Genomic DNA, 25,262 nt, shown 5'->3' with positions numbered 1-25,262 from the left:
ACCATGGATTTGGAAAAATACATTGATGAACTGCAAACGCTGGTCAACGTAGACTGTGGAACACAAACGGTCGCGGGGGTAGCCCAGGTTGCCGCGGTGGTGCGTGAACTCTGGCAGCAGGAAGAAGGCTGGCAAACGGAGCTGGTAGATTTAGGCAGTGCGGTGGGCCCGGCCTTGCTGGTGACCAATAAGCCCCAGGCGACGCAGTATGATGTACTGCTGGTAGGTCATCTGGATACCGTTTTCCCGGTGGGAACCGTAGCTGAACGTCCAATGAGCCGCGATGAAAACCGTCTTTACGGGCCGGGCGTTTCCGATATGAAAAGCGGTTTACTGAATATCCTCTGGGCGATGCGCACACTGCCGGCGGAGCATCTGCAACGTTTATCTATCGCGGTGGCGATGAATCCGGATGAAGAGACCGGCAGCGTTCACTCCAGTATGTGGATTAGCGAACTGGCGAAGCGGTCGCGTTGCGTGCTGGTCTGTGAAGCTGCCCGGGCTGACGGTTCGCTGGTGAAAGCGCGAAAAGGGGTCGGCGGCTATCAATTGACGTTTGACGGCGTGGCGGCGCATGCCGGGAATGAACCAGGAAAAGGGCGTTCTGCCATTACCGCTTTTGCCAACAGTGTGCTGGCCATTAACGCATTGACCGATATGACCCGCGGAACCACGCTAAACGTCGGTGTGGTGCAGGGGGGAAGCGCGGCGAACGTCGTGGCGGCAAAGCTACACGCGGAACTGGATGTGCGTTTTTGGGAAAATGAAGAGTATGAGCGCGTGCACAAGTCGCTACAGTCGCTGTGTCAGCAAGGTTTTCTTGATGGCGTGACCACCACGCTGACCCGCGTAAGTCATAAACCCGCGATGGCGGCGAGTGAAGAGACACAACGCCTGATGGCGCTGGTTGAACGGGCCGGGAAAGAAGAGGGAATTTCAGTTACCTGGCAGGCCGTGGGTGGCGGTAGCGATGCCAACCTGACGGCGGCGTTAGGTATTCCAACACTGGACGGGCTGGGGCCTGTCGGTGCAGGTTTTCACAGTGCCGATGAGTGGCTTGATATTGCCTCAATTGAACCGCGGATCCGTTTATTAAATCGTATTATCACGATGTTGTAGTTTACGGAGAATATAGCCTCCCGCGGGAGGCTATATTCATGGCTGGGGTGCCTGTCGATGTCATAATATTAGCGAGCATACTATTAAGCGTTATTTATATATCATGCCGCAGCAGCTGTTTCTCTAAACGGCGATCGCGCAGCGTTGAATAAATAAAGGTAATCACAAACAGTAGCGAAAATAATACGACGATGGTGGGAGCCGGCGCGCTGTCGATGAAAAATGACAGATACACGCCCAGAAATGAGGTTATGACCGACATGACCACCGCCAACAATAAGGCATGGGAAAATTTCCGTGTCATTAATATCGCAATGGCGCCTGGTGCAATTAGCAAGGAAATCGACAAAATAATGCCTACCGATTTCAGCGTGGCGACGATCGTCAGGGCAATCATACACAACAGACCATAATGCAGCAGCGTCGTGTTAAGACCGCTGGCCTTTGCCTGATGCGGATCGAAGGCGTGCAGTAGAAGATCTTTCCACTTCAGCCCGATGATAAGCGCAATCCCCAGCGTAATAACCGAGGTTTGCACAATATCGCTAAACGATACGCCCAGCATATCGCCGAACAGAATATGATCGAGATGGACCTCCGACTGGATCGAAACGTATAGCACCAGGCCCGCGCCAAACATACCGGAAAAGACGATCCCCATCAGGGTGTCACGCTTAATTCGGCTATTGTCGTCGAGATAGCCCGTTGCCACCGCACAAAACAGCCCGGCGATAAACGCGCCAATCGCCAGTGGGATACCCGCTATCCACGCCAGCACAATGCCGGGAAAAACCGCGTGGCTCATGGCATCGCCCATCAGCGCCCAGCCTTTAAGCACCAAAAACACCGACAACAGCGCACAGGGGATGGCGACAATGGTGGAGATGACCAGCGCATTGACCATAAAGCTAAACTGAAAGGGTTCCAGCAGTGTTGTGAAGATCATACGGACTCCTTCTTCACCCGGCGGGCGCGGCGGCGATTCGCCAGCAGACCGTGTTTTGGCGCAAAGACAAACGCCAGCAGGAACAGCAGCGTTTGTAGAACCACAATAATTCCGCCGGTTGCGCCATCCAGCCAGTAGCTCAGCCAGGCGCCAAAAAAGCTGGTCAGGCTGCCGATAGCCACGGCGATAATGAGTAGACGCGGAAAACGATCGGTCAGCAGCCAGGCGGTGGCACCGGGTGTGACCACCAGACAAATCACCAGAAATGCGCCGACGGTTTGCAGAGCGGCAACCGTGGAAACGGAGAGCAGCGTAAAAAATAACAGCTTTAACCGGCCAGGATTCAGACCGATGGAGCGCGCATGGTTTTCATCAAAAAAAACCACCATCAGATCTTTCCACTTCAGCAACAGAATAGTCAGCGAGATGACGCCGATGATGGCCAGTTGCAGAATATCTTCCGGTGCAATCGCCAGCACGTTTCCCAGAATAATGGTCTGGATGTTGACCGACATCGGATTGAGCGACACCATAAACAGCCCGATACCGAAAAAAGAGGAAAAAATCAGTCCGATAATCGCATCTTCCTTCAGGCGCGAACGCTGATTGAGAAACAGCATGCTGCCCGCTGCCAGTCCACCGGAAAGAAATGCGCCAAGGGCGAAGGGAAGCCCTAACATATAAGCGCCGGCAACGCCCGGAACGATAGAGTGCGACAGCGCATCGCCAATCAGCGACCAACCTTTGAGCATCAGATAGCAGGAGAGAAACGCACACAGGCCGCCGACCATTGCCGAGACCCACATCGCGTTGAGCATGTACTGGTAACCAAACGGTTCTGTCAGCCAGTTCATGATTATTCCCCCTCGTTGGCCGCGCGTCGCGAAATAAACGGGCGTTCATCATCGGTAATCACATGTTGCTCACCGCCGCTCAGCGCCACATGGCGCAGAACGCCGCTGAATGCCTGCTCAAGATTCTCAGTCGTAAAGGTGGTTTCGGTCGGGCCACTTGCCAGCACCGTACCTTTAATCATTACCGTGTAATCACAAAATTCGGTAACGGATCCCAGATTATGGGTAGAGACCAGCATGGTCCGCCCCTCACCGCGCAGTTCGCGTAGCAGGTCGATGATGCGCGCCTCGGTTTTCACATCCACGCCGGTGAAGGGTTCATCCAGCAAAATCACCTGTCCATCCTGAGCGATGGCTCTTGCCAGAAAAACGCGTTTTTTCTGCCCGCCGGACAGTTCACCTATCTGGCGATGGCGATAGTCCAGCATATCGACCCGTGCCAGCGCTGCATCAACACAGGCGTGGTCGATCTGTTTTGGCCGACGCAGCCAGCCCATATGGCCAAAGCGACCCATCATCACCACATCTTCCACCAGTACCGGAAACGACCAGTCCACCTCTTCCGACTGAGGGACATAGGCAATCAGATTCTGTTTCAGTGCCTGATTAACCGGCTGTTGCAGAATAGATATTTCCCCCTGCGCCAGGCGAACAAACCCCATCAGCGCTTTAAAAAGCGTTGATTTTCCTGAACCGTTTACGCCGACCAGGGCGGCAATCGAACCGCCCGGAACCTGAAAAGTGGCGTCCCGCAATGCGGTGTGACCGTTGCGATACGTCACCGTAACCTGATTTACGGTAATCGCAGAGTGACTCATGGTTGGCTCTCCAGACCTTCGTTGATGCCGTTAACAATGGTTTGTGTGGTGACGCGCAGTAAATCCAGATAGGTCGGTACCGGGCCATCGGCCGCGCTGAGCGAATCGACATACAGTACGCCGCCGTAATGTGCGCCAGACTCACGGGCCACCTGACGCGCAGGTTTATCGGACACGGTGCTTTCGCTAAATACCGTTGGGATATGATGCGCTCTGATCGCATCGATCACTTTGCGTACCTGTTTGGGGGTACCCTGCTGATCGGCATTGATCGGCCACAGATACAACTCTTTCAGGCCGTTATCACGTGCCAGATAAGAAAACGCGCCTTCACTGGTGACCAGCCAGCGTTTATCGGCAGGGAGCTTCGCCAGTTCTGCATGTAATGGCGCCAGCGTCTGCTGGATTTTGGCTTTATAATTCTGCGCATTTTTCTGATAGGTTGCGGCATTCTGCGGATCGTATTTCATCAGCGCATCGCGAATATTATCCACGTAGATCAGCGCGTTTTCTGCCGACATCCAGGCGTGCGGATTGGGTTTGCCATTATACGGCCCTTCGCTGATACCCATTGGCTGCACACCGTTGGAGACCATTACCTCCGGCACGCCGGATAAATGCTGGTAGAAACGGGCAAACCACAGCTCGAGGTTAAGCCCGTTCGAGAGAATAAGCTGTGCGCCTTGCGCCCGCTTGATATCGCCCGGCGTGGGTTGATATTCATGAATTTCTGCCCCAGGTTTGGTGATGGAACTGACGTCCGCGGCGTCACCTGCCACGTTACTTGCCATATCCGCAATCACCGTAAAGGTGGTTATCACTTTGAACTTTTCTTGCGCCCAGGCAGGTGACAACGTCAGCGCCGTTAACGCGCCAGCAAGGAGAAATGACTTCAGATGGGGCAGCTGCGGCATAGTATCCCTCACAACAAAGTGGTTAATTTATCAACGAATATAGCCTTTGCTATGTTATATAGCACACGGCATAAGCAAATGAAAATAATTCTTATTTGCGTAGGGTGCTAAGGAATTGGCGGGGGATAATGTATTTCACGCCGACAGAATTGCCGGCGTGTCGGTGATGAATAACCTGATGATTATGACTTCTGGAACTCAGTGACGGTTTCCCATGCAACCTGTTGTAACGCTTTGGCGGTGGCAGGGGTCATGTCCGTATCGACCGGAAGTGCGCCGCCGACCGGAGACTGGTTATACAAGGTAGCGAAAAATACGCAGGCTGCGAGATACGTTCCAGAAATCGAAGGGTGTACACCATCATGATAATACAGGTTTATTTCCGGATGGGTTTTGCGCGCTTTCTCGAAAGCCAGACCTACCGGAGCGACATACCCCCCTGTTTTTTGCGCAATAGAGATATAAGCATCCGCCAGTTTTTGGCTATCTTCGGGTTTAGCTTTCTTCGCCCAGGTCATGAAATAGACGACTTTTGCACCGGCTTTATGCGCCATTTCGGCCATTTGGGTTGCCGAGTCAACGAAGTTTTGTCGGGTACTTTCTTTCTTTGAGATCGTTTCTGTGGAGTTCCCCTGCAATACCACCACATCCCATTTCTGTAGCGTGTTCTGGTAGCGCATATTCTCAATTTGCCAGCCTAAATGACCGCTGGAAATCGTTATCCCCCGATACTTATAGCCTTTGGCATGGTCCGGCAGTAAAGACTGCGTCAAATCCCGTAATCGGGTGTTGATATTATTGTTATAGAACGTGAATGAGTTACCATAAAGCGCGACGATTTTATTTTCGCCATCCATTTTGGCATGAGCGGAAGGCGCTAATAACGTATCCGCATGAGCGCAGACACTGCTCAGTGCAAGGGCCATTGCAGCGGTAAGCAAAGTTATCTTTTTCATTGGTTATCTCTTAGAAATCATAACGGAGTCCAACGATGAGCGCATCATCATTGGTTTTTTTGTTCTTACTGGCGAATTCTTTATCGTAAGTAAATGATAACCACGTATCCTCAGCCAATGTTAATTGCGCTTCAGCACGCCAGTCTTCTTTTTCAGCGATATCTTTACCATCTTCATTTAAAAAACTGTATCCAGTGAGAACCTTGACGGTACCAAAGTTGTAGGAAATAAGTGAGTCCATTCCTTTATAATTATTATCACTTTTGTTATCGCGGGAAATAGATGTACGTAACGCGGTTATCGCAACTTCATAGGCTTTATAGTTGAGTTGTAACCCTCCCATAATTTGATCGTTTTGATTACGTCCATCGGTGGTCACGACACCATCCTGTCGCTTATAACGACTGGCCGCAATCGCCGGTGTAATTCTAAAATCGCCAAATTTAAAAGACTTACGATAGCTGGCCATCGCGCCATAATCGAGGGCTTCGTTATCGCTGTTGCCATTACCGGAGACCCATGCCAGCTGAATTTCGTTACCAGCAAATTTGGCGTTCCACTGTACGGTGCCGTCCTGGCGGTTGAACTGGTACGAATCATCAATGGTTGTAATGCCATAGCTGTAGATATTGGGCGTAAAGTTTTTGTATTTATCGGTCATTTTCATAACCTGGTACAACGGGTTTTTGGTTCTCCCGGTGATCAATTCACCCCATGTTTTATTCGACAGACCGACATAGGAATAGCGGGCTTCCATATCGCTTTCACCGGTATTGTTATCATTTTTTTCGGTACGCACCTGCCATTCCAGGCGACCCACGATTTTGGTATCTGGCAGCAGATCCAGATCTCGGGTGAGATAAATACCTACACGTCCACCCAAATCGCTTCGGCTTTCACTGCCGGCAAATGAATTCTGACCACTCGCAATTTTACCCTCAACACGTCCATAGATATCCAGAGTATTTCCATCTTTATTATAGACGTTTAAGGCGAACGCCGAGGAACTCATACCCATTAGTAATATTAGTGAATAATTTTTTAGTTTCATGTCATCCCTCAAAACAGCATTAATTTCCTGACCATAAAAAGAAAGTTCACAGCGGGATAATTGTTTGTGAAAAAGGAAGGGCAACGGTATGGGAAACATTTTTTCTCGTAATGAAATGTGATTATTCACGCATAAATATATCTGATTGCGCTATTGCATTAATGGTTCTTATATTTAATGAACGTTTTTATTGAAATATTGCGACTGTTTAAACTGTAATGCAGGAATTACTGTGAAGTACATCCCATTTCTAACGGGAGGAAAAACTGAAAATGGGAATAGTGCATTCTCATAGCCGGTTTTGGGGTGGGAATACTATTTTCCCCTGTAATTTGCAGGTCAGATCCCGCAAAATTGATTAATCACATTTTCGATTATAACGCATTCATTGGCCGGAGAGGCGCTGTATGTTCGGTAAGCAAACAACGGTATTTGATTCTGATCTTTATTCATCATTGTTCACCCACGAGCGGATGCGGGAAATATGGTCTGACGACAATCTGCTGCGTTGTTGGCTGCGATTTGAGGTCACTGTTGCACGCATTCAAAGTGAGTTAGGGATTATCCCCGAGCAGGCGGCAACTGAAATTGCGCAAGCCTGCCAGGAAATACAGATAGACTGGCCTACTCTGGCAAAGGAAACACAAACGGTTGGTATGGCAATAAAACCGCTAATCGATCAGATCTCCGCCTTCGGTACGCCGTTGGTAGGCCAGTTTCTGCATTGGGGATGCACCACCCAGGACCTGCTGGATTCAGGTATGGCGATGAGATTGCAGCAAACGCTGCAATTGCTGCGCGAGCAATTGCTTGATGTAGGTGAAGTTATAGCAGCAATGGCAATACGACACACCCGCACGGTAATGGTTGCGCGCACCAATTCGGTGGATGCCTCTGCGACAACCTGGGGGCTCCATGTGTGCAGTTATCTGACAGAGATTAACCGCCACCTGGCAAGACTCCAGCAGTTGTATCCACGCGCGGTGACCGGACTGTTTGGTGGTGCGGTAGGCAACCTGGCTTCCGTGGGCGAGCAGGGTATGGAAACACGTGAACGACTGATGCTGGCGCTGGGTCTTAACGTGCCCTGCGGTATTAATAATGCCAGTCAGGATGCGGTCGTTGAAGTTGTGCAGTTTTTTGCGCTTGTCCATGGCACGCTGTGTCGACTGGCTAACGATGTCGAAACCATGGGGCGCACGGCGATCGCTGAAGTGTTTGAAGGCGAAGGCGGTGGAGGATCAAGCACAATGCCGCACAAAGTCAATCCGCGCGCCAGTAACATGATACAAACGCTGGCCAGAATGGGCTGGATGTATGCTTCCGGCGCGCCGTCCATGTTGGATCAACAGGATGTGCGAGCCGCTTCTAAGAGGGTTCTGAACTGGACGATCCTTCCGGAGGCATCGAATGCCTTATCGACCAGCCTGACACGTGCAAAAAATCTGCTTTCGCATCTCGTCATTAATGAAGAGAAGATGCGTGCTAATTTTGACTGCTCGAAACACTTTATTATGTCGGAATCGCTGACGATGAAACTTGCCGCCAAAATTGGCAGAGAGTCAGCCTATAACTTATTGAAAAAACTTCTGAAGAATGCAACTGGTGAGCAGAACTTCATGGAGGTTGTGCTGGCCAGCCCGGAAATCCGAGCGTCACTGTCTGTGGCGGAAATTACCGCCGCCTGCGAGCCGCTATCATATATCGGGGCTAATGATGCGCTAATTGCTGAAACGATAGCTGAATTCGAACGCGTAAAAACGGTAGAGATTGCCTGATTTGCCATGCTGCCGGGAGGAGGCACTCTCCTGGCGGCGCTAAGTGTTGTGGGCTGATGCCGAAAAAGTTTCAAAAAAGACGAATAATTCCTCCAGTTGGGCAAAATTCCCCTCGTTATCGCCTTTCTCATAAGCCAGATGCAAAATGAGTTCGATAAAAAAGAAGCCGAGTATACGGCTTTGAAAAATGGACTGTACGTCGCTGGGAAGAACAAACTGCAGATCGCAGAATTTACCGTAAGGGTTCGCTTCTGAGTTGGTAACCAGTACCACGACGGCATTCTTTTTTCTGAACCACTTTGCAATATTGAGGGCAACCCGATTGAATCGATAGTAGGAGAAGACAATCAGGACGTCTTCCTCTTCAATATTAATAAGACATTTAGGAAGTTCGCTGATGTCTGTCGGTAAGAGTGTGATGTTGCTACGAAAGTATTTTAGCAGAGTACAAAAATGTGTCGCCATGGCATGAGAAGATGAAGGGCCGACAACATAAATATGACGTTGATTGTTCAGTACCAGATCGATAAAAGTATTCAGGTTTGTAATATCGATATTATTTTTAAATTGATTAAATAATTCTGATACTTTGCATGTGAAATCAGTAACGATACTTTCTGTGGTAATGCTGGGGCTGTTACGTAGTTTGGTGTTTTTCTCAAAAGGCGCAGAAATTTTATTTTTTGACAACGTAATGTCTAATGCTTTGCGGAAAGCTGCATAACCTGTAAAGCCAATTTTATTTAAGAACCGGCCAATGGTCGCTTTGCTTACCATCGCATTTTGTGAAAGATCCACAATGCCATGATAGGGGAGTTCATTAAAGTGTTTATTAATGTACTCATTAAGTCGGCACTCAGATTCAGTTAGATCACCCATATTAAGAGTGAGTGAGTTATACTCATCCAGACTTAATGTGTTTTTCTTGTGCATGGATAACACCCGATGGCTGTTGTATATCAACGTTGTTATAGGATAATACGCTTTCGACGTCAATCATAGAATGAATATGTTGGACACCCACATCCAGTCTTTTCTTGGGAAGGCGGACGCATTCAGATGAGTTGCGATCTTACTCACAAAAAGGGGTGGGAAAACACCTTTCCCGTATTTTACAACCACACAACCCATTACAATTAAAACTCAATGTTTGAGTATGTAATACGATAATTTTATGTACATATTATAGCTGCTTATATATAGGGGTGATTCTTTACTATCCTACATAAGTTATGATGATGTGACAGGTAACCCTACCCGATTTATATGGCATAGGAATTGTTATTATGACGGCGTTTATTATAGCAATAGTGATAACAGTTATTGCTGCATGGTTAATTGTGAAAAATTATCAGCCGCAAACTGTTTTATTACTCGCTGGACTGGCATTATTGACTATTACCGTACTGTTTTATCCAGAAAACAGTATTCTGTATGATAAAGCAAAATCCACGGGGTCAACCTGGCTGGATATCTTTAGCTTTGCAAAAGAATCGCTTACCACACAAATTGCAGGTATTGGTCTTATCATTATGGCTGCGGGTGGATTTGCCAGCTATATGGATCATATTAAAGCGTCGAATGCGATGGTCAATATGTGTATTCGGCCGCTGCAGGTGATTAAAGCGCCTTACTTAATCCTTGCGTTGGGGTATATCTGTGCGCAGCTTCTGCATGTGGCAATTTCAAGTGCGGCAGGCTTGGCGATGCTGCTGCTGGTGACATTCTTCCCGGTCCTGGTTCGCCTTGGGGTGAGTAAAGCCTCCGCGGCCGCGATGATTGGTTTGTGCGCGTTTATGGACTTAGGACCCGCGGTAGGTACGGCCAATCTGGCGGCGAAGCATGCCGGTATGGAAAGTGCTATCTACTTTGCCCATTATCAGATGCCGGTGGCGGTAGTGGTGATGCTGGCTGTGGCGGTGGTGATTTACTTCACCGCGAAGTATTTCGACAAAAAAGATGGCTTCGTACCCGGCGCGCAAAGCGTGGTTGAGGCTGAAGAAGAAGGGCGTAAAGTTCCTGCTATTTACGCGCTGTTGCCGGTTCTGCCGGTGGTACTGGTGTTGGTCTTTAGCCCGCTGGTGATCAAATCTATCAAAATTGATGTGGTGACTGCGATGATTCTTGGCGCAGTTGTTGCCTTTTTCTTCGAACTGGCGACCACGCGTGATTTCAAAAGCTGCTGTAAAGGGATACAGGTCTTTTTCAAAGGCATGGGCAGTATGTTTACCAGCATCGTTTCTTTGCTGGTATGTGCGGATATTTATGCTCAGGGACTGCAGAAAATTGGTGCTGTAGATTATCTGTTGCAGTCCGTACAAAACGCCGGTCTGGGCTTTACCAGTATGACGCTTGTGATGACCGCCCTGGTCGGGATCACCGCTGTGCTGACCGGATCCGGCGTTGCGGCCTTTTTCTCTTTCTCCGGACTGGCTCCTTCAATTGCGGCAAAATTTGGTGAAAGCGCCGTCAATATGATCCTCCCTATGCAGCTGATGGCGGGTATGGGGCGCTCGATGTCTCCAGTGGCTGGCATCATTATTGCGGTGAGTAAAGCGGGTGAATGTTCACCATTTATGATTGTCAGAAGAACCCTGCTTCCTGCGCTGGCAGGTATCGCAGCGATGCTGATAGCCAACTATGTCCTGATTTGAATACCGAGAGCCTGGTAACACAGGCTCTTATTTTTTATCTGGTTGCAATTTATGGATGACAACGTGACAAACGATGTTTTATACGTCCCGTTTACGGGAAAGTTACTGCTTGAGTCTCCGTTATTAAACAAGGGCAGCAGCTTCACGCAGCAAGAAAGGCATGACTTTAACCTTGGCGGTTTACTGCCATGCGCCATTGAAAATATTGATGAACAAGCCGAGCGAGCTTATCAACAGTATATCGAAGCAGAATCCCATAACGCACGGCATATTTATCTGCGTAATATTCAGGATACCAACGAAACGTTATTTTATTACCTGCTGAAAAAGTATCTGCCAGAGATGCTGCCAATCGTTTATACCCCAGTGGTTGGGGCCGCCTGTGAAAAATTCTCCTGGATATATCGTCGTGCGCGTGGCGTCTTTATTTCCTGGCCCGATCGCGAACGTATTGACGATATATTGCATGATATTCCACGTCACGATATCAAGGTCATCGTCGTCACCGATGGCGAGCGTATTCTGGGATTGGGCGACCAGGGGGTTGGCGGTATGGGAATTCCTATCGGAAAACTTTCGCTCTATACCGTTTGTGGCGGGGTTAATCCGGCCAATACGTTACCCATTCTACTGGATGTCGGCACGAACAATACGCGACTGCTGGACGATCCGCGCTATATCGGCTGGCGTCATCCGCGCGTAACCGGTGAAGATTACTTCGCGTTTATTGGAATGTTTATTGCTGCCGTAAAACGGCGCTGGCCCAATGTTCTACTGCAGTTTGAAGATTTCGCCCAGCATACGGCCGTGCCTTTGCTTGAACGTTATCGCGATGAACTGTGCTGTTTTAATGATGATATCCAGGGCACGGCATCGGTGGCTCTGGCAACCATACTCGCAGCCTGCCGTGGCAGCGGCCGGGACTTTCATCAGCAATCCATCGTGATTGTTGGGGCGGGGGCTGCGGGATGTGGGATCGCCCGGCATATTGTTGCTTGTCGTATGTCAGAAGGCATGGGGCAGGCCGAAGCCCGACGGACCATTTTTATGGTCGACCGCGACGGTCTGGTAATGACCAGCAATAATGCCTTAGCTGATTTCCAGCAACCGTTGGCGCAGTCACCCGAGGAAATTTCTGACTGGCAGTATGAGGGGCTGGCGCCGTCACTTCTGGAAGTGATCCGTAATGCCAAACCCGCGGTAATGTTGGGAGTTTCGGGTCAGGCTGGATTGTTCTCGCAGGAGGTGATCAGTACGATGTACCAATACTGCGATCGTCCTGTCGTGATGCCATTGTCGAATCCCACCTCAAAAATGGAAGCACGGCCAGAAGATATTCTTCACTGGACCGAGGGACAGGCCATTATCGCAACCGGTAGCCCATGCGAGCCGGTAGAGATGTATGGACGTGTCATTCCTGTTTCACAGTGTAATAACGTGTATGTTTTCCCGGCGATCGGTCTGGGGGCTATCGCCAGCGGCGCGACGCGGATAACAGAGGCAATGTTGATGGCGGCAAGCCGTGCGCTGGCGGAAGCTTCTCCGCTGGTGCGTGACGGTGAAGGCGCGCTGTTACCAGAGATTGGAACAATATGCGATGTGACTCGCAACATTGCGTTTGAGGTCGGCAAGGCGGCGCAGCAGTCAGGTGTGGCGGAAAAAATGAGCGACGATGCGCTGTTGCGAAGCATTAAAGATAACTTTTGGCTACCGCACTACCGTCCTTATAAACGCAGGGCAATTTAACTATTCTCTCAGGGAATTGTTCGCAGGTCATGGTTGCCTTCACTATTAAGGTGTATTATTTATGCAACTTAATTGGGGAGGCACCATGTCCGGCAAACGTATTGCACGAGAAAAAATGACGATCCAGAGAATGATCTCGCTGTACGAGAGCCAGTGTCCGCAGGCTGTAGACGAGCCGGGGCATTACGATGCATTGTTTGCCTATGCGCAAAAGCGCCTCGATAAATGCGTATTTGGTGAGGAAAAACCGGCCTGCAAACAGTGCCCGGTACACTGTTATCAACCCGCCAAACGTGAAGAGATGAAGCAGATTATGCGTTGGGCTGGGCCAAGAATGCTCTGGCGTCATCCGATCCTGACCGTACGTCATCTGATTGATGACAAACGTCCCGTCCCGGAATTGCCCGAGAAGTACCAGCGGAAGAAGTAAGTAATAATTCTATGCCGGATGGCGGCTTTGCTTATCCGGCCTACAAATACACCTGTGGGTAGACCCGATAAGCAAAGCGCCATCGGGTGAACCGTTAAACCAGCGCATCCTTATCAATACCCAGGCGCTTCATGCGTGACAGTAACGTCGTGCGCTTCAGCCCCAGTCGTTGCGCCGCGCCTTTGGGACCGGCAACCACGCCGTTAGTCTCTTTCAGCACGCGCATGATCAGCTGGTATTCATCTTCGCCATCTTGTGCGACTTCGGTCGCCACTGGCGGCGTGGAAGGCGTCAAAGCGACAACATCCGGCAGAGACAGTTGCAGTACATTGCCCCTTGTGAGCAGCACCGCGCGTTCTACCACATTTTCCAGTTCACGCACGTTACCCGGCCATTCCATACTGCTCAGCGTACGCAGCGCTTCGGCGGGAATACTGTCGATATTGCGCCCCATTCGGCGGGCAATTTTAAAGGTGAAAGCTTTTACCAATAGCGGAATATCTTCCGGGCGTTCGCGCAGCGGCGGCAGATGGATCGGGAAGACGTTCAGCCGATAGTAAAGATCGTTGCGAAACTCGCGATCGGCGACCATCTTTTTCAGATCGCGGTTGGTGGCGGCGATCAAACGGACATCGGTCTGGATCAGCTTATTGCTGCCCAGACGCTCAAACTCCTGTTCCTGTAAAACGCGCAATAGCTTCGGCTGAAGCTCAAGCGGCATATCGCCCACTTCATCAAGGAACAGCGAGCTTTTGTCCGCCAGTTCGAAACGCCCAATACGTTGCGTGCTGGCCCCGGTAAACGCGCCGCGCTCATGACCAAACAGATCGCTCTCCAGCAATCCGGCAGGCATTGCCGCGCAGTTCATTTTTACCATCCGGCGGGCGTTACGGCCGCTCAGGTTATGAATCGCTCTGGCGATCAGCTCTTTGCCTGTCCCGGTCTCGCCGAGAATCAATACGGTGCTGTCGCTTTGCGCCACCATCTCGACCTGTTTGAGCACACTGTACATTGCTTCGCTGCGGCCAATGATTTCGCCGAACTCGCTGTCAACGTTGTTGAGCTGCTCGGTCAGCGCCAGGTTTTCATCGACCAGACGTTCTTTCAGACGATGAATTTCCTGGTAGGCGAGGGCGTTATCCACGGCAATCGCCACGCGTTCGGCAATCTGGCGCAACAGTTTGAGGTTGGCGGTGGTGAAGACTTTCTCTTCGCACTGCGCCAGCTTTAGTACGCCAAGCATGTTATTACCGGACATTAACGGCAGCAGGCACAGAGTTTGTAGCTGGTTGCCCCAGGTCTCGAACAGCATCCGTTCATAAGGAGCAAGGGCGTCGCGTTCGCTCAGGTTAATCAGCAGCATCTCTTTGCTTTTGAAGACCCGCTCAGAGAGCGTGCCTGCTTCGTCCACTTCGCTCTGTTCATGCGCCGGGTGATGTTCATCCAGATAGTGGGTGGAGTAGATGCTCAGCTTATTTTTGTGACTGCTGCGTAACACGATGCTGATAGCATCGATGTCGAAATAATGGTGGATCTCTTTAGCGACTTCGCTGACCAGTTCGTCTATGTCCAGTCGGGAAAGCACCGCATTGGTGATGGCGACCAGAATGCGAAAGTTGTCACGCTCACGGCACAGCAGATCGTAATCGACGTTATTGCTGACTCTGCTTTGAATTTGTTCAGCCACGACACCGACAATCTGGGTGAAGGTCTGCAGCCGATTGTACTCTTTTTCGCTCCATGGCCGGTCTTCATTGCGAATGAATTCGCAACCGCCAAAGATGCGCCCATCCGCCGCCAGCGGCAGCAGACAGTAGTGACCAAATTCAGAATATAATCCGCCGGATGCCAGCTGCGGCCAGGTTTCCGTGAACTCATGATAGTTGCAGTGCAGCGCGTCGGGGCGCGACAGAATACGGCGTACCGGCCCATGCGCCAGCACCGTTTCGTCTTCATAATCGATAGGTTTACTATTTTCGCGCGTCGCAAAATAACGCGCACGTTGCGTTTGTGCCTGCCATAAGACAATAGCCGCGCAGTCGGCCAGTCCGGAACGCTTGGCCAGCTGTGTAAGCGCCTCGCTGAGAGACTGAAGATCGGGCTGCTGTAATAATGTACGAGTAATATCGAACAGTCCTTGCTGTCCGAGGTCACTCATCGGTGTATACGACATATTGCTTTTCCAGGGAAAGCACCGCAAAACGGTGCGAAAACGGTAAATGAATTATAGGTATAAGTCGTAAATTATTGCCGGATGGCTGACCGCAAACTCGCTGGTCACGCAATCCGTAGGCCTGATAAGCAAAGCGCCATCAGGCGATAATGCAGCGTTAATGCCGGATAGTGACGCAAATGCGTCTTATCCGGCCTACAGTCTGCTGCCAACTGGCTGCTAGCATATACGAGGTAATGGTTCAGCGTGTGGTAAATCGAGGGTTCGTTTCACGCCATACAGTCCGGCAAGACGTACGCCTTTACGTTCAACCACTTCACCAATCATTGCCGCATCGCGTCCTAACGGATGCGCGTGCAGCGCGGCAAGCACGCTTTCAGCAGCCTGACGCTCAACGGCAATCACCAGTTTGCCTTCGTTGGCAAAGTTGAGCGCATCGAGGCCCAGCAGCTCGCAAACGCCACGCACCGCAGGCTTCACAGGCAGGGCCGCTTCAGACAGCTCAATACCAAATCCACATGATGCGGCAAACTCATGCGTCACCGCATTCACGCCGCCACGCGTGGCGTCACGCAGCGCCTTCACGCCGGGTATATCACGTATCGTCTGGATAAGCGGCGTTAACACCGCACAGTCACTGACCAGTTCGCCATCAAGACCCAATTGCTCGCGCAGATTAAGAATGGTTGCACCATGGTCGCCGAGCGTACCGCTAACCAGCAATACATCGCCAGGGCCGAGAGTTTGCGCGCCCCAGTGAATGTTGGCGGGGATCGCCCCCATACCGGCGGTGTTGATGAACAACTTATCCGCGGCGCCACGCTGCACGACTTTGGTATCACCGGTCACGATGGCGATGCCCGCTTCGCGTGCGGTTGCCGCCATACTGTTGACGACGGTTTTCAGCGTCTCCATCGGCAGACCTTCTTCAAGGATAAACCCGCAGGAGAGATAACGCGGAATCGCGCCGCTGACGGCGACATCGTTCGCCGTACCGCAGATAGCCAGCTTGCCGATATTGCCACCGGGGAAGAACAGCGGGTCAATAACGTAGCTGTCGGTAGAGAACGCCAGACGATCGCCCTCTGCAACCAGTTGCGCCAGTTCCAGACGCGCCTGATCTTCCTGTTCCGCCAGCCACGGATTAGCAAAAGCCTCCATAAACAGACTGTTGATCAACTGCTGCATAGCCTGACCGCCGCTACCGTGGGCGAGTTGTACGCTGTTCATGCTTCACACTCCTGCTGACGATACTGATACCAGGCGGCACATGCGCCTTCTGAGGAGACCATCAGTGCGCCAAACGCGGTCTCCGGATTACAGGTTTTGCCAAATAACGGGCACTGATGTGGTTTACATCTGCCGGTCAACACCTCTCCACAACGCGCGCGTGGATCGTCATATACCTGCTGTGGCGCTGGCTGAAAATGCGCTTCGGCATCAAAACGTTGATAGTCCGGCGTCAGGTGAACGCCAGACGATTCGATCACGCCCAGACCACGCCATTCGCTGTCGCCGTTGACGCAAAATACCTCAGCGATGGCCTGTTGCGCTAAGGCGTTACCGGCATCCGGTACTACGCGGCGGTACTGGTTTTCGACCTGGCTATGGGCGGCGATTTTCTGTTCAACCAGCATTACCACGCCTTGCAGCAGGTCGAGCGGCTCAAAGCCGGCGACCACTAACGGACGATGGAAATCTGAGGCAATGAAATTATAGGCGTCGGTGCCAATCACCATGCTGACATGCCCCGGTGCTAAAAAGGCATCGATGCCGTTGTCCGGCTGTTCCAGCAGGCTGCGCAGCGTGGGGATAAGCGTAATGTGCTGACAGAAAAAGTAAAAGTTCTGCACATCGCGTTGTTTGGCCTGCTGCAGGGTAATGGCGGTGGTCGGCATGGTGGTTTCAAAACCCAGACCAAAGAACACAACCTTACGCGTCGGGTTTTCCTGCGCCAGCTTCAGCGCATCCATCGGCGAATAGACGATGCGGATATCCGCGCCGCGCGCTTTGGCCTGTAGTAGTGAGCCTTGTTTTCCCGGCACGCGCATGGCGTCGCCAAAGGTGCAGAAAATCACTTCCGGATGGCTGGCGATTTCAACACAGCTGTCGATCCTGCCCATCGGCAGAACGCAAACCGGGCAGCCAGGGCCGTGAATGAACTCCACGTTTTCGGGCAGCAACTGGTCGAGCCCGAATTTGAAAATAGCGTGGGTATGACCACCACAAACTTCCATGATGCGCAGCGGTCGTTCGGCGGTGTAGGGGAGGAGAGCGGCACGTTCACGCAGGTGCTCTATCAACTGCATCACCTGTTCTGGTGCGCGGTATTCGTCAACAAAACGCATTTATTTTTCCTCGCCGTACAGCAACGCGCCGACATCCGGCTCAACGTCAAACATGTTTTGCAGTGCGTCGAGCGTGTCGCGCGCTTCTGCTTCATTAATGATGCTCATCGCAAAGCCGACGTGGACCAGTACCCACTGACCCAGACGCGGCTGACCATTTTCATCACAGCTACCGACCAGCGTCAGGTCGACGTCGCGCTGAATACCGCAAACGTCGACTTTGGCCTGGTTGCCATCAATGGTGCGGATTTGACCCGGAACACCTATGCACATCGCTGTGTCTCCAGCCAGGAGAGTCATTGGTCCATCCCTTCGCCGCTGGTGGCGGAAATCAGGATGATCTCAATGTCCGGGTTCACTTCCCGGGCGCTGGCGATGCACTTTTCAACATCAAAATTGAGGTACGGCAGCAGATCCACTTTATTGAGCAGCATCAGCGATGCGGCGGCAAACATATGCGGATATTTCAGCGGCTTATCTTCGCCTTCGGTGACGGACAGCACCGCCACTTTATGACGTTCGCCGAGGTCGAAGCTGGCTGGGCAGACCAGGTTACCGACGTTTTCAATAAACAGAATGCCGTTGTCATCAAGCGGCAAACGCGGCGCGGCGTCAGCAATCATTTGCGCGTCAAGGTGGCAACCTTTACCAGTGTTGACCTGGATGGCTGGGGTGCCGGTGGCGCGAATACGGGCGGCATCGTTGACCGTCTGTTGGTCGCCTTCAATCACGGCGCACGGTATGCTGTCTTTCAGCTTCATCAGCGTTTCGGTCAGCAGCGTCGTTTTACCAGAGCCCGGGCTTGATACGAGGTTTAATACCAGATGCTGACGAGCGGCAAAACGGGCGCGGTTACGTTCGGCCAGACGGTTATTTTTGTCCAGCACGTCAATTTCGACTTCCAGCATACGGCGCTGGCTCATGCCTGGCGCATGGGTACCCGCCTCGCCATGACCGTAGTGAAGGTCGCCTTCTGCGGTCTGGCTCGGTGCGAAATTAGAGGTTTTCACACCGGTAATATTCAGCGCCGGGCGAGCCGCCGGGGCAAATGGCGCGCTGCGAAACGCCGAGTGGGGATTATGCTCATCACCCTCTATATAAAGGTTGCCTTCAGCGCAACCACATGTCGTACACATCGCTCACTCCTGATCTCTTTCTTGTTACAGGCTTTTTGCCGGATGGCGACGCAAGCGTCTTCTCCGGCCTGGCAGGTGCCACCGGAATTAGTCTTCGGCGTCGCCTATTTCAATTCGTCGAATCTGTAGACCGTCATCGGCCACAATTCTCAGCGTATCGCTGTTGCATTGCGGACATCTGCGCACGCGTTGCGTCAGTAACGTGACATATTGCTGACAAGATTCGCACCAACATTCCGCTTCTTGTTCTTCGAGGTGGAGTTTACAACCTTCTGCAAGGGTCCCACGGCATACCAGATCAAAACAAAAGGCGAGAGCGCTGGTTTCTACGCAAGAAAATGCGCCAATTTTGAGCCAGACCCCAGTTACTCGCTTTGCTCCGTGTTGCGTGGCCTGTTGTTCAATCAATTCCAGTGCCCGTTGGCAGAGGGTTATTTCGTGCATACCGCCTCCTATGAAGTTGTCGTATTAAAAGCAATAAACATGCCAGGTTGAATTTTTTCATTCGTGACAATGACGACGATGACGAAATGACACATCGTCACCCGCCTTTGATTTCTTATGTTTATGAAAATAAAGAAAATTAATTTTGGCATGAAATGTGCTTAAGGCTGTTCATCTCTGCTAAACGGGTAACCTGACATGACTATTTGGGAAATAAGCGAAAAAGCCGATTACATCGCTGAACGGCATCGTCGCCTACAGGACCAGTGGCGTATTTACTGCAACTCGCTGGTTCAGGGGATCACCCTGTCGAAAGCGCGTTTGCATCATGCGATGAGCTGTGCGCCGGACAAAGATCTGTGCTTTGTCCTTTTTGAACACTTCGTTATCTACGTCACGCTGGCGGATGGCTTTAACAGTCACACCATCGAGTATTACGTCGAAACGAAAGAGGGTGATGATAAACAACTGATTGCACAGGCACAGTTGACCATCGACGGTAAAGTTGATGAGCGTATCAGCAACCGCGATCGCGATCAGGTGCTGGAGCACTATCTCGAAAAAATCGCCAGCGTCTATGACAGCTTGTATACGGCGGTTGAAAACAATATGCCGGTGAATTTAAGCCAGCTGGTTGAGGGACATAGCCCGGCTTAAGCCTCGGGTGCTGCCCACGTTTGTCATGATGCGGCTTTAATACTGCGTCACGACAGTTTAGGGAATGGGCATGTCGAAAAATGTCGAAATGACATTTGCCTGACATGTTTTCGTCAAAAATGACTATCACCTGAGGAATGCCTGGTGAATCGTTTTGTAATTGCTGACTCCACTCTTTGTATCGGCTGCCACACCTGTGAAGCCGCCTGCTCAGAGACACATCGCCAGCATGGCCTGCAGTCAATGCCGCGCCTGAAAGTGATGTTAAATGAAAAAGAATCCGCGCCGCAGCTTTGCCACCAGTGTGAAGATGCGCCATGCGCTACCGTTTGTCCGGTTAATGCGATTAATCGCGTTGATGGCGCCGTACAGCTGAATGAAAGCCTGTGCGTAAGCTGCAAACTGTGCGGGATCGCCTGTCCGTTCGGTGCTATTGAGTTTTCCGGTAGCCGTCCGCTGCATATCCCGGCAAACGCCAATACATCAAAAGCGCCTCCGGCTCCGCCAGCTCCAGCTCGCGTAAGCACGCTGCTGGACTGGGTTCCGGGCGTTCGTGCCATCGCGGTGAAATGCGATCTGTGTAGTTTTGACGAGCAAGGTCCGGCCTGCGTACGCATGTGTCCGACCAAAGCCCTGCATCTGGTGAGCAACATGGATATCGCCCGCGCCAGCAAACGTAAACGTGAGCTGACTTTCAATACCGACTTCGGCGATCTCACCTTGTTTCAGCAGGCTCAAAGTGGAGATGCAAAATGAGCGCAATTTCACTGATTAACAGCGGCGTGGCCTGGTTTACAGCGGCTGCGGTTCTGGCATTTCTGTTTTCATTTCATAAACCGCTGAGCGGCTGGATTGCAGGGGTTGGCGGCGCGGTTGGCAGTTTGTGTACGGCGGCTGCGGGGTTTCTTGTACTGACCCGCGCCGTTGCGATTAGCGGCGTGATGCCGTTTATTGGTCACAGCCTGCAAATTACCCCGTTGAACGCTATCTGGCTGATTACCCTGGGCCTGTGTGGTCTGTTTGTCAGCCTGTACAACATTGACTGGCATCGCCATCCACAGGTGAAAGCCAACGGCCTGCTGGTGAATCTGCTGATGGCCGCAGCGGTATGTGCGGTGGTTGCCAGCAACCTCGGCACGCTGGTGGTGATGGCGGAAATCATGGCGCTGTGCGCGGTGTTCCTGACCGGTTGCAGTAAAGAGGGCAAACTGTGGTTTGCGCTGGGGCGTATCGGCACGTTGCTGCTGGCGATTGCTTGCTACCTGGTGTGGCAACGTTACGGCACGCTGGAGCTGCGCCTGCTTGACCTGCGCACCCAGGAGCTGCCGTTTGGGTCTGACATCTGGCTGCTGGGCGTGGCGGGTTTTGGCCTGCTGGCCGGGATTATCCCCCTGCACGGTTGGGTGCCGCAGGCACACGCCAACGCCAGCGCGCCGGCTGCGGCACTGTTTTCTACCGTGGTCATGAAGGTCGGTCTGCTGGGTATTCTTTCCTTGTCTCTGCTGGGCGGTAACGCGCCGCTGTGGTGGGGCATTACGCTGTTGGTGCTGGGCATGATCACCGCATTTGTCGGCGGTCTGTATGCGTTAATGGAACATAACATCCAGCGTTTGCTGGCGTACCACACGCTGGAAAATATCGGCATTATTCTGCTGGGTCTGGGCGCTGGCGTAACCGGGATTTCCCTGAATCAACCGGCGCTGATTGCGTTGGGTTTGACCGGTGGTCTGTATCATCTGGTCAACCACAGCCTGTTCAAAAGCGTTCTGTTCCTCGGTGCTGGCAGCATCTGGTTCCGTACCGGTCATCGTGATATCGAGAAGTTGGGTGGTATCGGTAAACGTATGCCGGTTATCTCTCTGGCGATGCTGGTTGGCCTGATGGCGATGGCCGCACTGCCGCCGCTGAACGGTTTTGCCGGTGAGTGGGTCATCTATCAGTCCTTCTTTAAACTGGGTAACAGCGGCGCGTTTGTCGGTCGTCTGTTAGGGCCGTTGCTGGCGGTAGGACTGGCGATTACTGGCGCGCTGGCGGTGATGTGTATGGCGAAAGTGTATGGCGTTACGTTCCTTGGCGCGCCGCGCACGAAGGAAGCTGAAAATGCCTGCTGCGCGCCAATCCTGATGGGCGTGAGCGTGGTTGCGCTGGCTATCTGCTGCGTGATTGGCGGCGTTGCAGCGCCGTGGCTGCTGCCGATGATTTCCTCTGCTGTTCCACTGCCGCTGGAAACGGCGAACACCACCGTTTCTCAGCCAATGATCACGCTGCTGCTGATCGCGTGTCCGCTGCTGCCGTTCATCATCATGGCAATTTTCAAAGGCAACCGTCTGCCGTCGCGTTCACGCGGTGCGGCATGGGTGTGTGGTTACGATCACGAGCAGTCAATGGTTATTACCGCACACGGTTTTGCCATGCCGGTGAAAGAAGCCTTTGCCCCGGTACTCAAACTGCGTAAATGGCTGAACCCGGTATCACTGGTTCCGGGCTGGCAGAATGCGGCCGCCCCGGTACTGTTTCGTCGCCTGGCGTTGATTGAGCTGGCGGTGCTGGTGGTGATTGTGGTTTCACGAGGAGCCTGAAAATGAGTGTTTTATATCCGTTAATTCAGGCGCTGGTGCTGTTTGCCGTTGCGCCGCTGCTGTCCGGTGTGACCCGCGTGGCGCGTGCGCGTTTGCACAATCGCCGCGGTCCGGGCGTTTTGCAGGAATACCGCGACATTATCAAACTGCTGGGCCGTCAGAGCATTGCGCCTGCGGATTCCAGCTGGGTTTTCCGCCTGACGCCGTTTGTGATGGTGGGCGTGATGCTGACTATTGCCACCGCGTTACCGGTCGTGACCGTTGGCTCGCCGCTGCCGCAATTGGGCGATCTGATCACCTTAATTTACCTGTTCGCCATCGCCCGTTTCTTTTTCTCTATCGCGGGTCTGGATACCGGTAGTCCGTTTACCGCTATTGGCGCCAGCCGTGAAGCGATGCTCGGCGTGCTGGTTGAACCTATCCTGCTGCTGGGGCTGTGGGTAGCGGCGCAGGTTGCGGGTTCAACGCATATCAGCAATATCGCCGATACCGTTTATCACTGGCCTGCTGCGCGCAGCATCCCGCTGATTCTGGCGCTGTGCGCCTGTGCTTTCGCCACCTTTATCGAAATGGGCAAACTGCCGTTCGATCTGGCGGAAGCAGAGCAGGAGCTGCAGGAAGGTCCATTGACCGAATACAGCGGCAGCGGTTTTGCGGTGCTGAAGTGGGGCATTAGCCTCAAGCAATTGGTCGTTCTGCAAATGTTCGTCGGCGTGTTCCTGCCGTGGGGACAGATGGAAACCTTCACCGCGGGTGGGTTGCTGCTGGCGCTGGTGATTGCCGTCGTCAAGCTGGTCCTCGGCGTGCTGGTCATCGCCTTGTTCGAAAACAGCATGGCGCGTCTGCGTTTTTGCGCCACTTCACGCGTGACCTGGGCCGGTTTTGGGTTTGCGTTTTTAGCGTTCGTCTCCTTGCTGGTGGCGTGATTTAAGAGAGTTTGAGCATGTCTGAAGAAAAATTAGGTCAACACTATCTCGCCGCTCTGCACCAGGCCTTTCCGGGTGTGGTGCTGGATGAAGCCTGGCAGACTAAAGATCAGCTGACTATCACCGTCAAGGTGAACTACCTGCCGGAAGTGGTTGAGTTCCTGTACTACAAACAGGGCGGCTGGTTGTCTGTGCTGTTTGGTAACGACGAACGTCAGCTGTGCGGCCATTACGCCGTTTATTACGTGATGTCGATGGAGCAGGGCACCAAGTGCTGGATCACCGTCCGCGTTGAAGTGGATGCCAATAAGCTGGAATTCCCATCCGTGACGCCACGCGTTCCGGCTGCCGTCTGGGGCGAGCGTGAAGTGCGCGACATGTACGGTTTGATCCCGGTCGGTTTGCCGGATGAACGTCGTCTGGTGCTGCCGGATGATTGGCCGGACGAGCTGTATCCGCTGCGTAAAGACAGTATGGATTATCGTCAGCGCCCGGCGCCGACTACCGATGCTGAAACCTACGAGTTCATCAACGAACTGGGCGACAAGAAAAATAACGTGGTGCCGATTGGCCCGCTGCACGTGACCTCCGATGAGCCTGGTCACTTCCGTCTGTTTGTTGACGGCGAGAACATCATCGACGCCGACTACCGTCTGTTCTATGTCCACCGCGGCATGGAAAAACTGGCGGAAACCCGTATGGGTTACAACGAAGTGACGTTCCTGTCGGACCGCGTGTGCGGCATCTGCGGTTTTGCCCACAGCACCGCCTATACCACCTCCGTAGAGAATGCGATGGGTATCGTAGTGCCGGAACGCGCACAGATGATCCGCGCCATTCTGCTGGAAGTGGAACGCTTGCACTCGCATCTGCTGAATCTCGGCCTGGCCTGTCACTTCACCGGTTTTGACTCCGGCTTTATGCAGTTCTTCCGCGTGCGTGAAACGTCGATGAAGATGGCGGAGATCCTCACCGGGGCGCGTAAAACTTACGGTATGAACCTGATCGGCGGTATCCGTCGTGACCTGCTGAAAGACGATATGATCCAGACCCGTCAACTGGCGCAGCAGATGCGTCGTGAGGTGCAGGAACTGGTCGATATGCTGCTCAGCACGCCGAACATGGAACAGCGTACCGTGGGTATTGGTCGTTTGGATCCAGAAATCGCTCGCGACTTTAGTAACGTCGGTCCGATGGTTCGCGCCAGCGGTCATGCGCGTGATACCCGTGCCGATCACCCGTTTGTGGGCTATGGCTTGCTGCCGATGGAAGTGCACAGCGAGCAGGGTTGCGATGTTATTTCTCGTCTTAAAGTCCGTATCAATGAAGTCTATACCGCACTGAACATGATCGACTTTGGTCTGGACAACCTGCCGGGCGGCCCGCTGGCGGTGGAAGGCTTTACCTATATTCCTCACCGCTTCGCGCTGGGCTTTGCCGAAGCGCCGCGCGGGGATGACATCCACTGGAGCATGACAGGCGATAACCAGAAACTGTATCGCTGGCGCTGCCGTGCGGCAACCTACGCCAACTGGCCAACGCTACGTTACATGCTGCGTGGCAACACTGTTTCCGATGCTCCGCTGATTATCGGTAGCCTCGATCCTTGCTACTCCTGTACCGACCGTATGACCGTGGTCGATGTGCGTAAGAAGAAGAGCAAAGTCGTGCCGTACAAAGAACTTGAGCGCTACAGCATCGAGCGTAAAAACTCGCCGCTGAAATAAGGAATC

General features: G+C 52.4%; 23 protein-coding genes. 10 read left to right on the top strand and 13 right to left on the bottom strand.

The window, feature by feature from the left end:
* Positions 1-3: 3 nt before the first annotated feature.
* Positions 4-1,119 (top strand): M20 family metallopeptidase, encoded by a 1,116-nt coding sequence (locus FDW92_RS14195; protein WP_137400650.1) that lies wholly within the window; start codon positions 4-6, stop codon positions 1,117-1,119.
* Positions 1,120-1,213: 94 nt separating this feature from the next.
* Here FDW92_RS14195 and sitD read toward each other — a convergent pair whose 3' ends face one another.
* The 6 genes from sitD to FDW92_RS14165 form a co-directional block, all read right to left on the bottom strand.
* Positions 1,214-2,065, bottom strand: a complete 852-nt coding sequence (gene sitD / locus FDW92_RS14190) for an iron/manganese ABC transporter permease subunit SitD (RefSeq protein WP_042310618.1) — start codon at positions 2,063-2,065, stop codon at positions 1,214-1,216.
* Positions 2,062-2,919, bottom strand: coding sequence for an iron/manganese ABC transporter permease subunit SitC (gene sitC, locus FDW92_RS14185; protein ID WP_042310617.1), 858 nt, complete (start codon positions 2,917-2,919; stop codon positions 2,062-2,064). Before sitC ends, sitD begins: the two co-directional genes overlap by 4 nt.
* 2 nt (positions 2,920-2,921) lie before the next feature.
* The gene (sitB, locus tag FDW92_RS14180; RefSeq protein WP_042310615.1) at positions 2,922-3,737 is read right to left on the bottom strand and encodes an iron/manganese ABC transporter ATP-binding protein SitB; all 816 of its coding nucleotides are present in this window, start codon (positions 3,735-3,737) and stop codon (positions 2,922-2,924) included.
* Positions 3,734-4,651 (bottom strand): metal ABC transporter substrate-binding protein, encoded by a 918-nt coding sequence (locus FDW92_RS14175; RefSeq protein ID WP_042310613.1) that lies wholly within the window; start codon positions 4,649-4,651, stop codon positions 3,734-3,736. The genes sitB and FDW92_RS14175 overlap by 4 nt, the downstream gene beginning before the upstream one ends.
* Before the next feature lie 182 nt (positions 4,652-4,833).
* On the bottom strand, positions 4,834-5,607 hold the full coding sequence (locus tag FDW92_RS14170) for a DUF4886 domain-containing protein (RefSeq protein ID WP_042310610.1): 774 nt from the start codon (positions 5,605-5,607) through the stop codon (positions 4,834-4,836).
* Between the two features lie 10 nt (positions 5,608-5,617).
* The gene (locus FDW92_RS14165; RefSeq protein WP_042310608.1) at positions 5,618-6,658 is read right to left on the bottom strand and encodes a porin; all 1,041 of its coding nucleotides are present in this window, start codon (positions 6,656-6,658) and stop codon (positions 5,618-5,620) included.
* 407 nt (positions 6,659-7,065) lie between these two features.
* On the opposite strand from FDW92_RS14165, the gene FDW92_RS14160 reads away from it, so the two are divergent.
* Positions 7,066-8,436 (top strand): adenylosuccinate lyase family protein, encoded by a 1,371-nt coding sequence (locus FDW92_RS14160; RefSeq protein WP_137400649.1) that lies wholly within the window; start codon positions 7,066-7,068, stop codon positions 8,434-8,436.
* A gap of 39 nt (positions 8,437-8,475) precedes the next feature.
* Here FDW92_RS14160 and FDW92_RS14155 read toward each other — a convergent pair whose 3' ends face one another.
* Positions 8,476-9,369, bottom strand: coding sequence for a MurR/RpiR family transcriptional regulator (locus FDW92_RS14155; RefSeq protein ID WP_042310604.1), 894 nt, complete (start codon positions 9,367-9,369; stop codon positions 8,476-8,478).
* 353 nt (positions 9,370-9,722) lie between these two features.
* Between FDW92_RS14155 and dcuC the strand changes: the two genes are divergently transcribed.
* The 3 genes from dcuC (at position 9,723) to FDW92_RS14140 (ending at position 13,266) form a co-directional block, all read left to right on the top strand.
* Positions 9,723-11,090: a C4-dicarboxylate transporter DcuC gene (gene dcuC, locus FDW92_RS14150; RefSeq protein WP_042310602.1), complete on the top strand. Its 1,368-nt coding sequence runs from the start codon at positions 9,723-9,725 to the stop codon at positions 11,088-11,090.
* A 51-nt stretch (positions 11,091-11,141) separates the two neighbouring features.
* Complete coding sequence (locus FDW92_RS14145) at positions 11,142-12,836, top strand: NAD-dependent malic enzyme (RefSeq protein ID WP_042310600.1); 1,695 nt, start codon at positions 11,142-11,144, stop codon at positions 12,834-12,836.
* A gap of 85 nt (positions 12,837-12,921) precedes the next feature.
* A complete protein-coding gene (locus tag FDW92_RS14140) occupies positions 12,922-13,266 on the top strand; it encodes a nitrous oxide-stimulated promoter family protein (RefSeq protein ID WP_042311148.1) in 345 nt (114 codons plus the stop codon).
* A 94-nt stretch (positions 13,267-13,360) separates the two neighbouring features.
* Here the strand turns inward: FDW92_RS14140 and flhA are convergent, their stop codons facing one another.
* The 6 genes from flhA to hypA all read right to left on the bottom strand — a co-directional run bounded on the left by flhA (position 13,361) and on the right by hypA (position 19,367).
* Positions 13,361-15,439: a formate hydrogenlyase transcriptional activator FlhA gene (gene flhA / locus FDW92_RS14135; protein WP_137400648.1), complete on the bottom strand. Its 2,079-nt coding sequence runs from the start codon at positions 15,437-15,439 to the stop codon at positions 13,361-13,363.
* A 219-nt stretch (positions 15,440-15,658) separates the two neighbouring features.
* Positions 15,659-16,669, bottom strand: a complete 1,011-nt coding sequence (gene hypE / locus FDW92_RS14130; protein ID WP_042310596.1) for a hydrogenase maturation carbamoyl dehydratase HypE — start codon at positions 16,667-16,669, stop codon at positions 15,659-15,661.
* Positions 16,666-17,787, bottom strand: a complete 1,122-nt coding sequence (gene hypD / locus FDW92_RS14125; protein ID WP_042310593.1) for a hydrogenase formation protein HypD — start codon at positions 17,785-17,787, stop codon at positions 16,666-16,668. Before hypD ends, hypE begins: the two co-directional genes overlap by 4 nt.
* Positions 17,788-18,060: a hydrogenase 3 maturation protein HypC gene (hypC, locus tag FDW92_RS14120; protein ID WP_038633103.1), complete on the bottom strand. Its 273-nt coding sequence runs from the start codon at positions 18,058-18,060 to the stop codon at positions 17,788-17,790.
* A 23-nt stretch (positions 18,061-18,083) separates the two neighbouring features.
* Positions 18,084-18,923 (bottom strand): hydrogenase nickel incorporation protein HypB, encoded by an 840-nt coding sequence (gene hypB, locus FDW92_RS14115; protein WP_137400647.1) that lies wholly within the window; start codon positions 18,921-18,923, stop codon positions 18,084-18,086.
* Between the two features lie 87 nt (positions 18,924-19,010).
* Entirely contained in the window at positions 19,011-19,367 is a 357-nt protein-coding gene (gene hypA, locus FDW92_RS14110) for a hydrogenase maturation nickel metallochaperone HypA (RefSeq protein ID WP_042310587.1), read from the bottom strand.
* Positions 19,368-19,565: 198 nt separating this feature from the next.
* On the opposite strand from hypA, the gene hycA reads away from it, so the two are divergent.
* From hycA to hycE, 5 genes are all read left to right on the top strand, one after another.
* Positions 19,566-20,024, top strand: coding sequence for a formate hydrogenlyase regulator HycA (gene hycA, locus FDW92_RS14105; RefSeq protein WP_042310585.1), 459 nt, complete (start codon positions 19,566-19,568; stop codon positions 20,022-20,024).
* Positions 20,025-20,168: 144 nt separating this feature from the next.
* Positions 20,169-20,780, top strand: coding sequence for a formate hydrogenlyase subunit HycB (hycB, locus tag FDW92_RS14100; RefSeq protein WP_032940517.1), 612 nt, complete (start codon positions 20,169-20,171; stop codon positions 20,778-20,780).
* Positions 20,777-22,603: a formate hydrogenlyase subunit 3 gene (gene hycC / locus FDW92_RS14095; protein ID WP_042310582.1), complete on the top strand. Its 1,827-nt coding sequence runs from the start codon at positions 20,777-20,779 to the stop codon at positions 22,601-22,603. The genes hycB and hycC overlap by 4 nt, the downstream gene beginning before the upstream one ends.
* Positions 22,604-22,605: 2 nt before the next feature.
* The gene (locus tag FDW92_RS14090; RefSeq protein ID WP_042310580.1) at positions 22,606-23,529 is read left to right on the top strand and encodes a respiratory chain complex I subunit 1 family protein; all 924 of its coding nucleotides are present in this window, start codon (positions 22,606-22,608) and stop codon (positions 23,527-23,529) included.
* A gap of 17 nt (positions 23,530-23,546) precedes the next feature.
* Positions 23,547-25,256 (top strand): formate hydrogenlyase subunit HycE, encoded by a 1,710-nt coding sequence (gene hycE, locus FDW92_RS14085; RefSeq protein ID WP_006687169.1) that lies wholly within the window; start codon positions 23,547-23,549, stop codon positions 25,254-25,256.
* The last annotated feature ends 6 nt before the right edge of the window (positions 25,257-25,262 follow it).

It is taken from the genome of Citrobacter sp. wls706, from assembly GCF_005281305.1.
Classification (GTDB): Bacteria; Pseudomonadota; Gammaproteobacteria; order Enterobacterales; family Enterobacteriaceae; genus Citrobacter; species Citrobacter werkmanii.
The sequence above is the reverse complement of the archived record's forward strand: the minus strand, read 5'-3'. Positions and strand labels throughout refer to the sequence as shown.

What these genes read in the sequence shown, in the direction of transcription:
- FDW92_RS14195 (WP_137400650.1), top strand. Translation starts at nt 4, where the DNA reads ATGGATTTGGAAAAATACATTGATGAACTGCAAACGCTGGTCAACGTA.
- sitD (WP_042310618.1), bottom strand. Translation starts at nt 2,065, where the DNA reads ATGATCTTCACAACACTGCTGGAACCCTTTCAGTTTAGCTTTATGGTC.
- sitC (WP_042310617.1), bottom strand. Translation starts at nt 2,919, where the DNA reads ATGAACTGGCTGACAGAACCGTTTGGTTACCAGTACATGCTCAACGCG.
- sitB (WP_042310615.1), bottom strand. Translation starts at nt 3,737, where the DNA reads ATGAGTCACTCTGCGATTACCGTAAATCAGGTTACGGTGACGTATCGC.
- FDW92_RS14175 (WP_042310613.1), bottom strand. Translation starts at nt 4,651, where the DNA reads ATGCCGCAGCTGCCCCATCTGAAGTCATTTCTCCTTGCTGGCGCGTTA.
- FDW92_RS14170 (WP_042310610.1), bottom strand. Translation starts at nt 5,607, where the DNA reads ATGAAAAAGATAACTTTGCTTACCGCTGCAATGGCCCTTGCACTGAGC.
- FDW92_RS14165 (WP_042310608.1), bottom strand. Translation starts at nt 6,658, where the DNA reads ATGAAACTAAAAAATTATTCACTAATATTACTAATGGGTATGAGTTCC.
- FDW92_RS14160 (WP_137400649.1), top strand. Translation starts at nt 7,066, where the DNA reads ATGTTCGGTAAGCAAACAACGGTATTTGATTCTGATCTTTATTCATCA.
- FDW92_RS14155 (WP_042310604.1), bottom strand. Translation starts at nt 9,369, where the DNA reads ATGCACAAGAAAAACACATTAAGTCTGGATGAGTATAACTCACTCACT.
- dcuC (WP_042310602.1), top strand. Translation starts at nt 9,723, where the DNA reads ATGACGGCGTTTATTATAGCAATAGTGATAACAGTTATTGCTGCATGG.
- FDW92_RS14145 (WP_042310600.1), top strand. Translation starts at nt 11,142, where the DNA reads ATGGATGACAACGTGACAAACGATGTTTTATACGTCCCGTTTACGGGA.
- FDW92_RS14140 (WP_042311148.1), top strand. Translation starts at nt 12,922, where the DNA reads ATGTCCGGCAAACGTATTGCACGAGAAAAAATGACGATCCAGAGAATG.
- flhA (WP_137400648.1), bottom strand. Translation starts at nt 15,439, where the DNA reads ATGTCGTATACACCGATGAGTGACCTCGGACAGCAAGGACTGTTCGAT.
- hypE (WP_042310596.1), bottom strand. Translation starts at nt 16,669, where the DNA reads ATGAACAGCGTACAACTCGCCCACGGTAGCGGCGGTCAGGCTATGCAG.
- hypD (WP_042310593.1), bottom strand. Translation starts at nt 17,787, where the DNA reads ATGCGTTTTGTTGACGAATACCGCGCACCAGAACAGGTGATGCAGTTG.
- hypC (WP_038633103.1), bottom strand. Translation starts at nt 18,060, where the DNA reads ATGTGCATAGGTGTTCCGGGTCAAATCCGCACCATTGATGGCAACCAG.
- hypB (WP_137400647.1), bottom strand. Translation starts at nt 18,923, where the DNA reads ATGTGTACGACATGTGGTTGCGCTGAAGGCAACCTTTATATAGAGGGT.
- hypA (WP_042310587.1), bottom strand. Translation starts at nt 19,367, where the DNA reads ATGCACGAAATAACCCTCTGCCAACGGGCACTGGAATTGATTGAACAA.
- hycA (WP_042310585.1), top strand. Translation starts at nt 19,566, where the DNA reads ATGACTATTTGGGAAATAAGCGAAAAAGCCGATTACATCGCTGAACGG.
- hycC (WP_042310582.1), top strand. Translation starts at nt 20,777, where the DNA reads ATGAGCGCAATTTCACTGATTAACAGCGGCGTGGCCTGGTTTACAGCG.
- FDW92_RS14090 (WP_042310580.1), top strand. Translation starts at nt 22,606, where the DNA reads ATGAGTGTTTTATATCCGTTAATTCAGGCGCTGGTGCTGTTTGCCGTT.
- hycE (WP_006687169.1), top strand. Translation starts at nt 23,547, where the DNA reads ATGTCTGAAGAAAAATTAGGTCAACACTATCTCGCCGCTCTGCACCAG.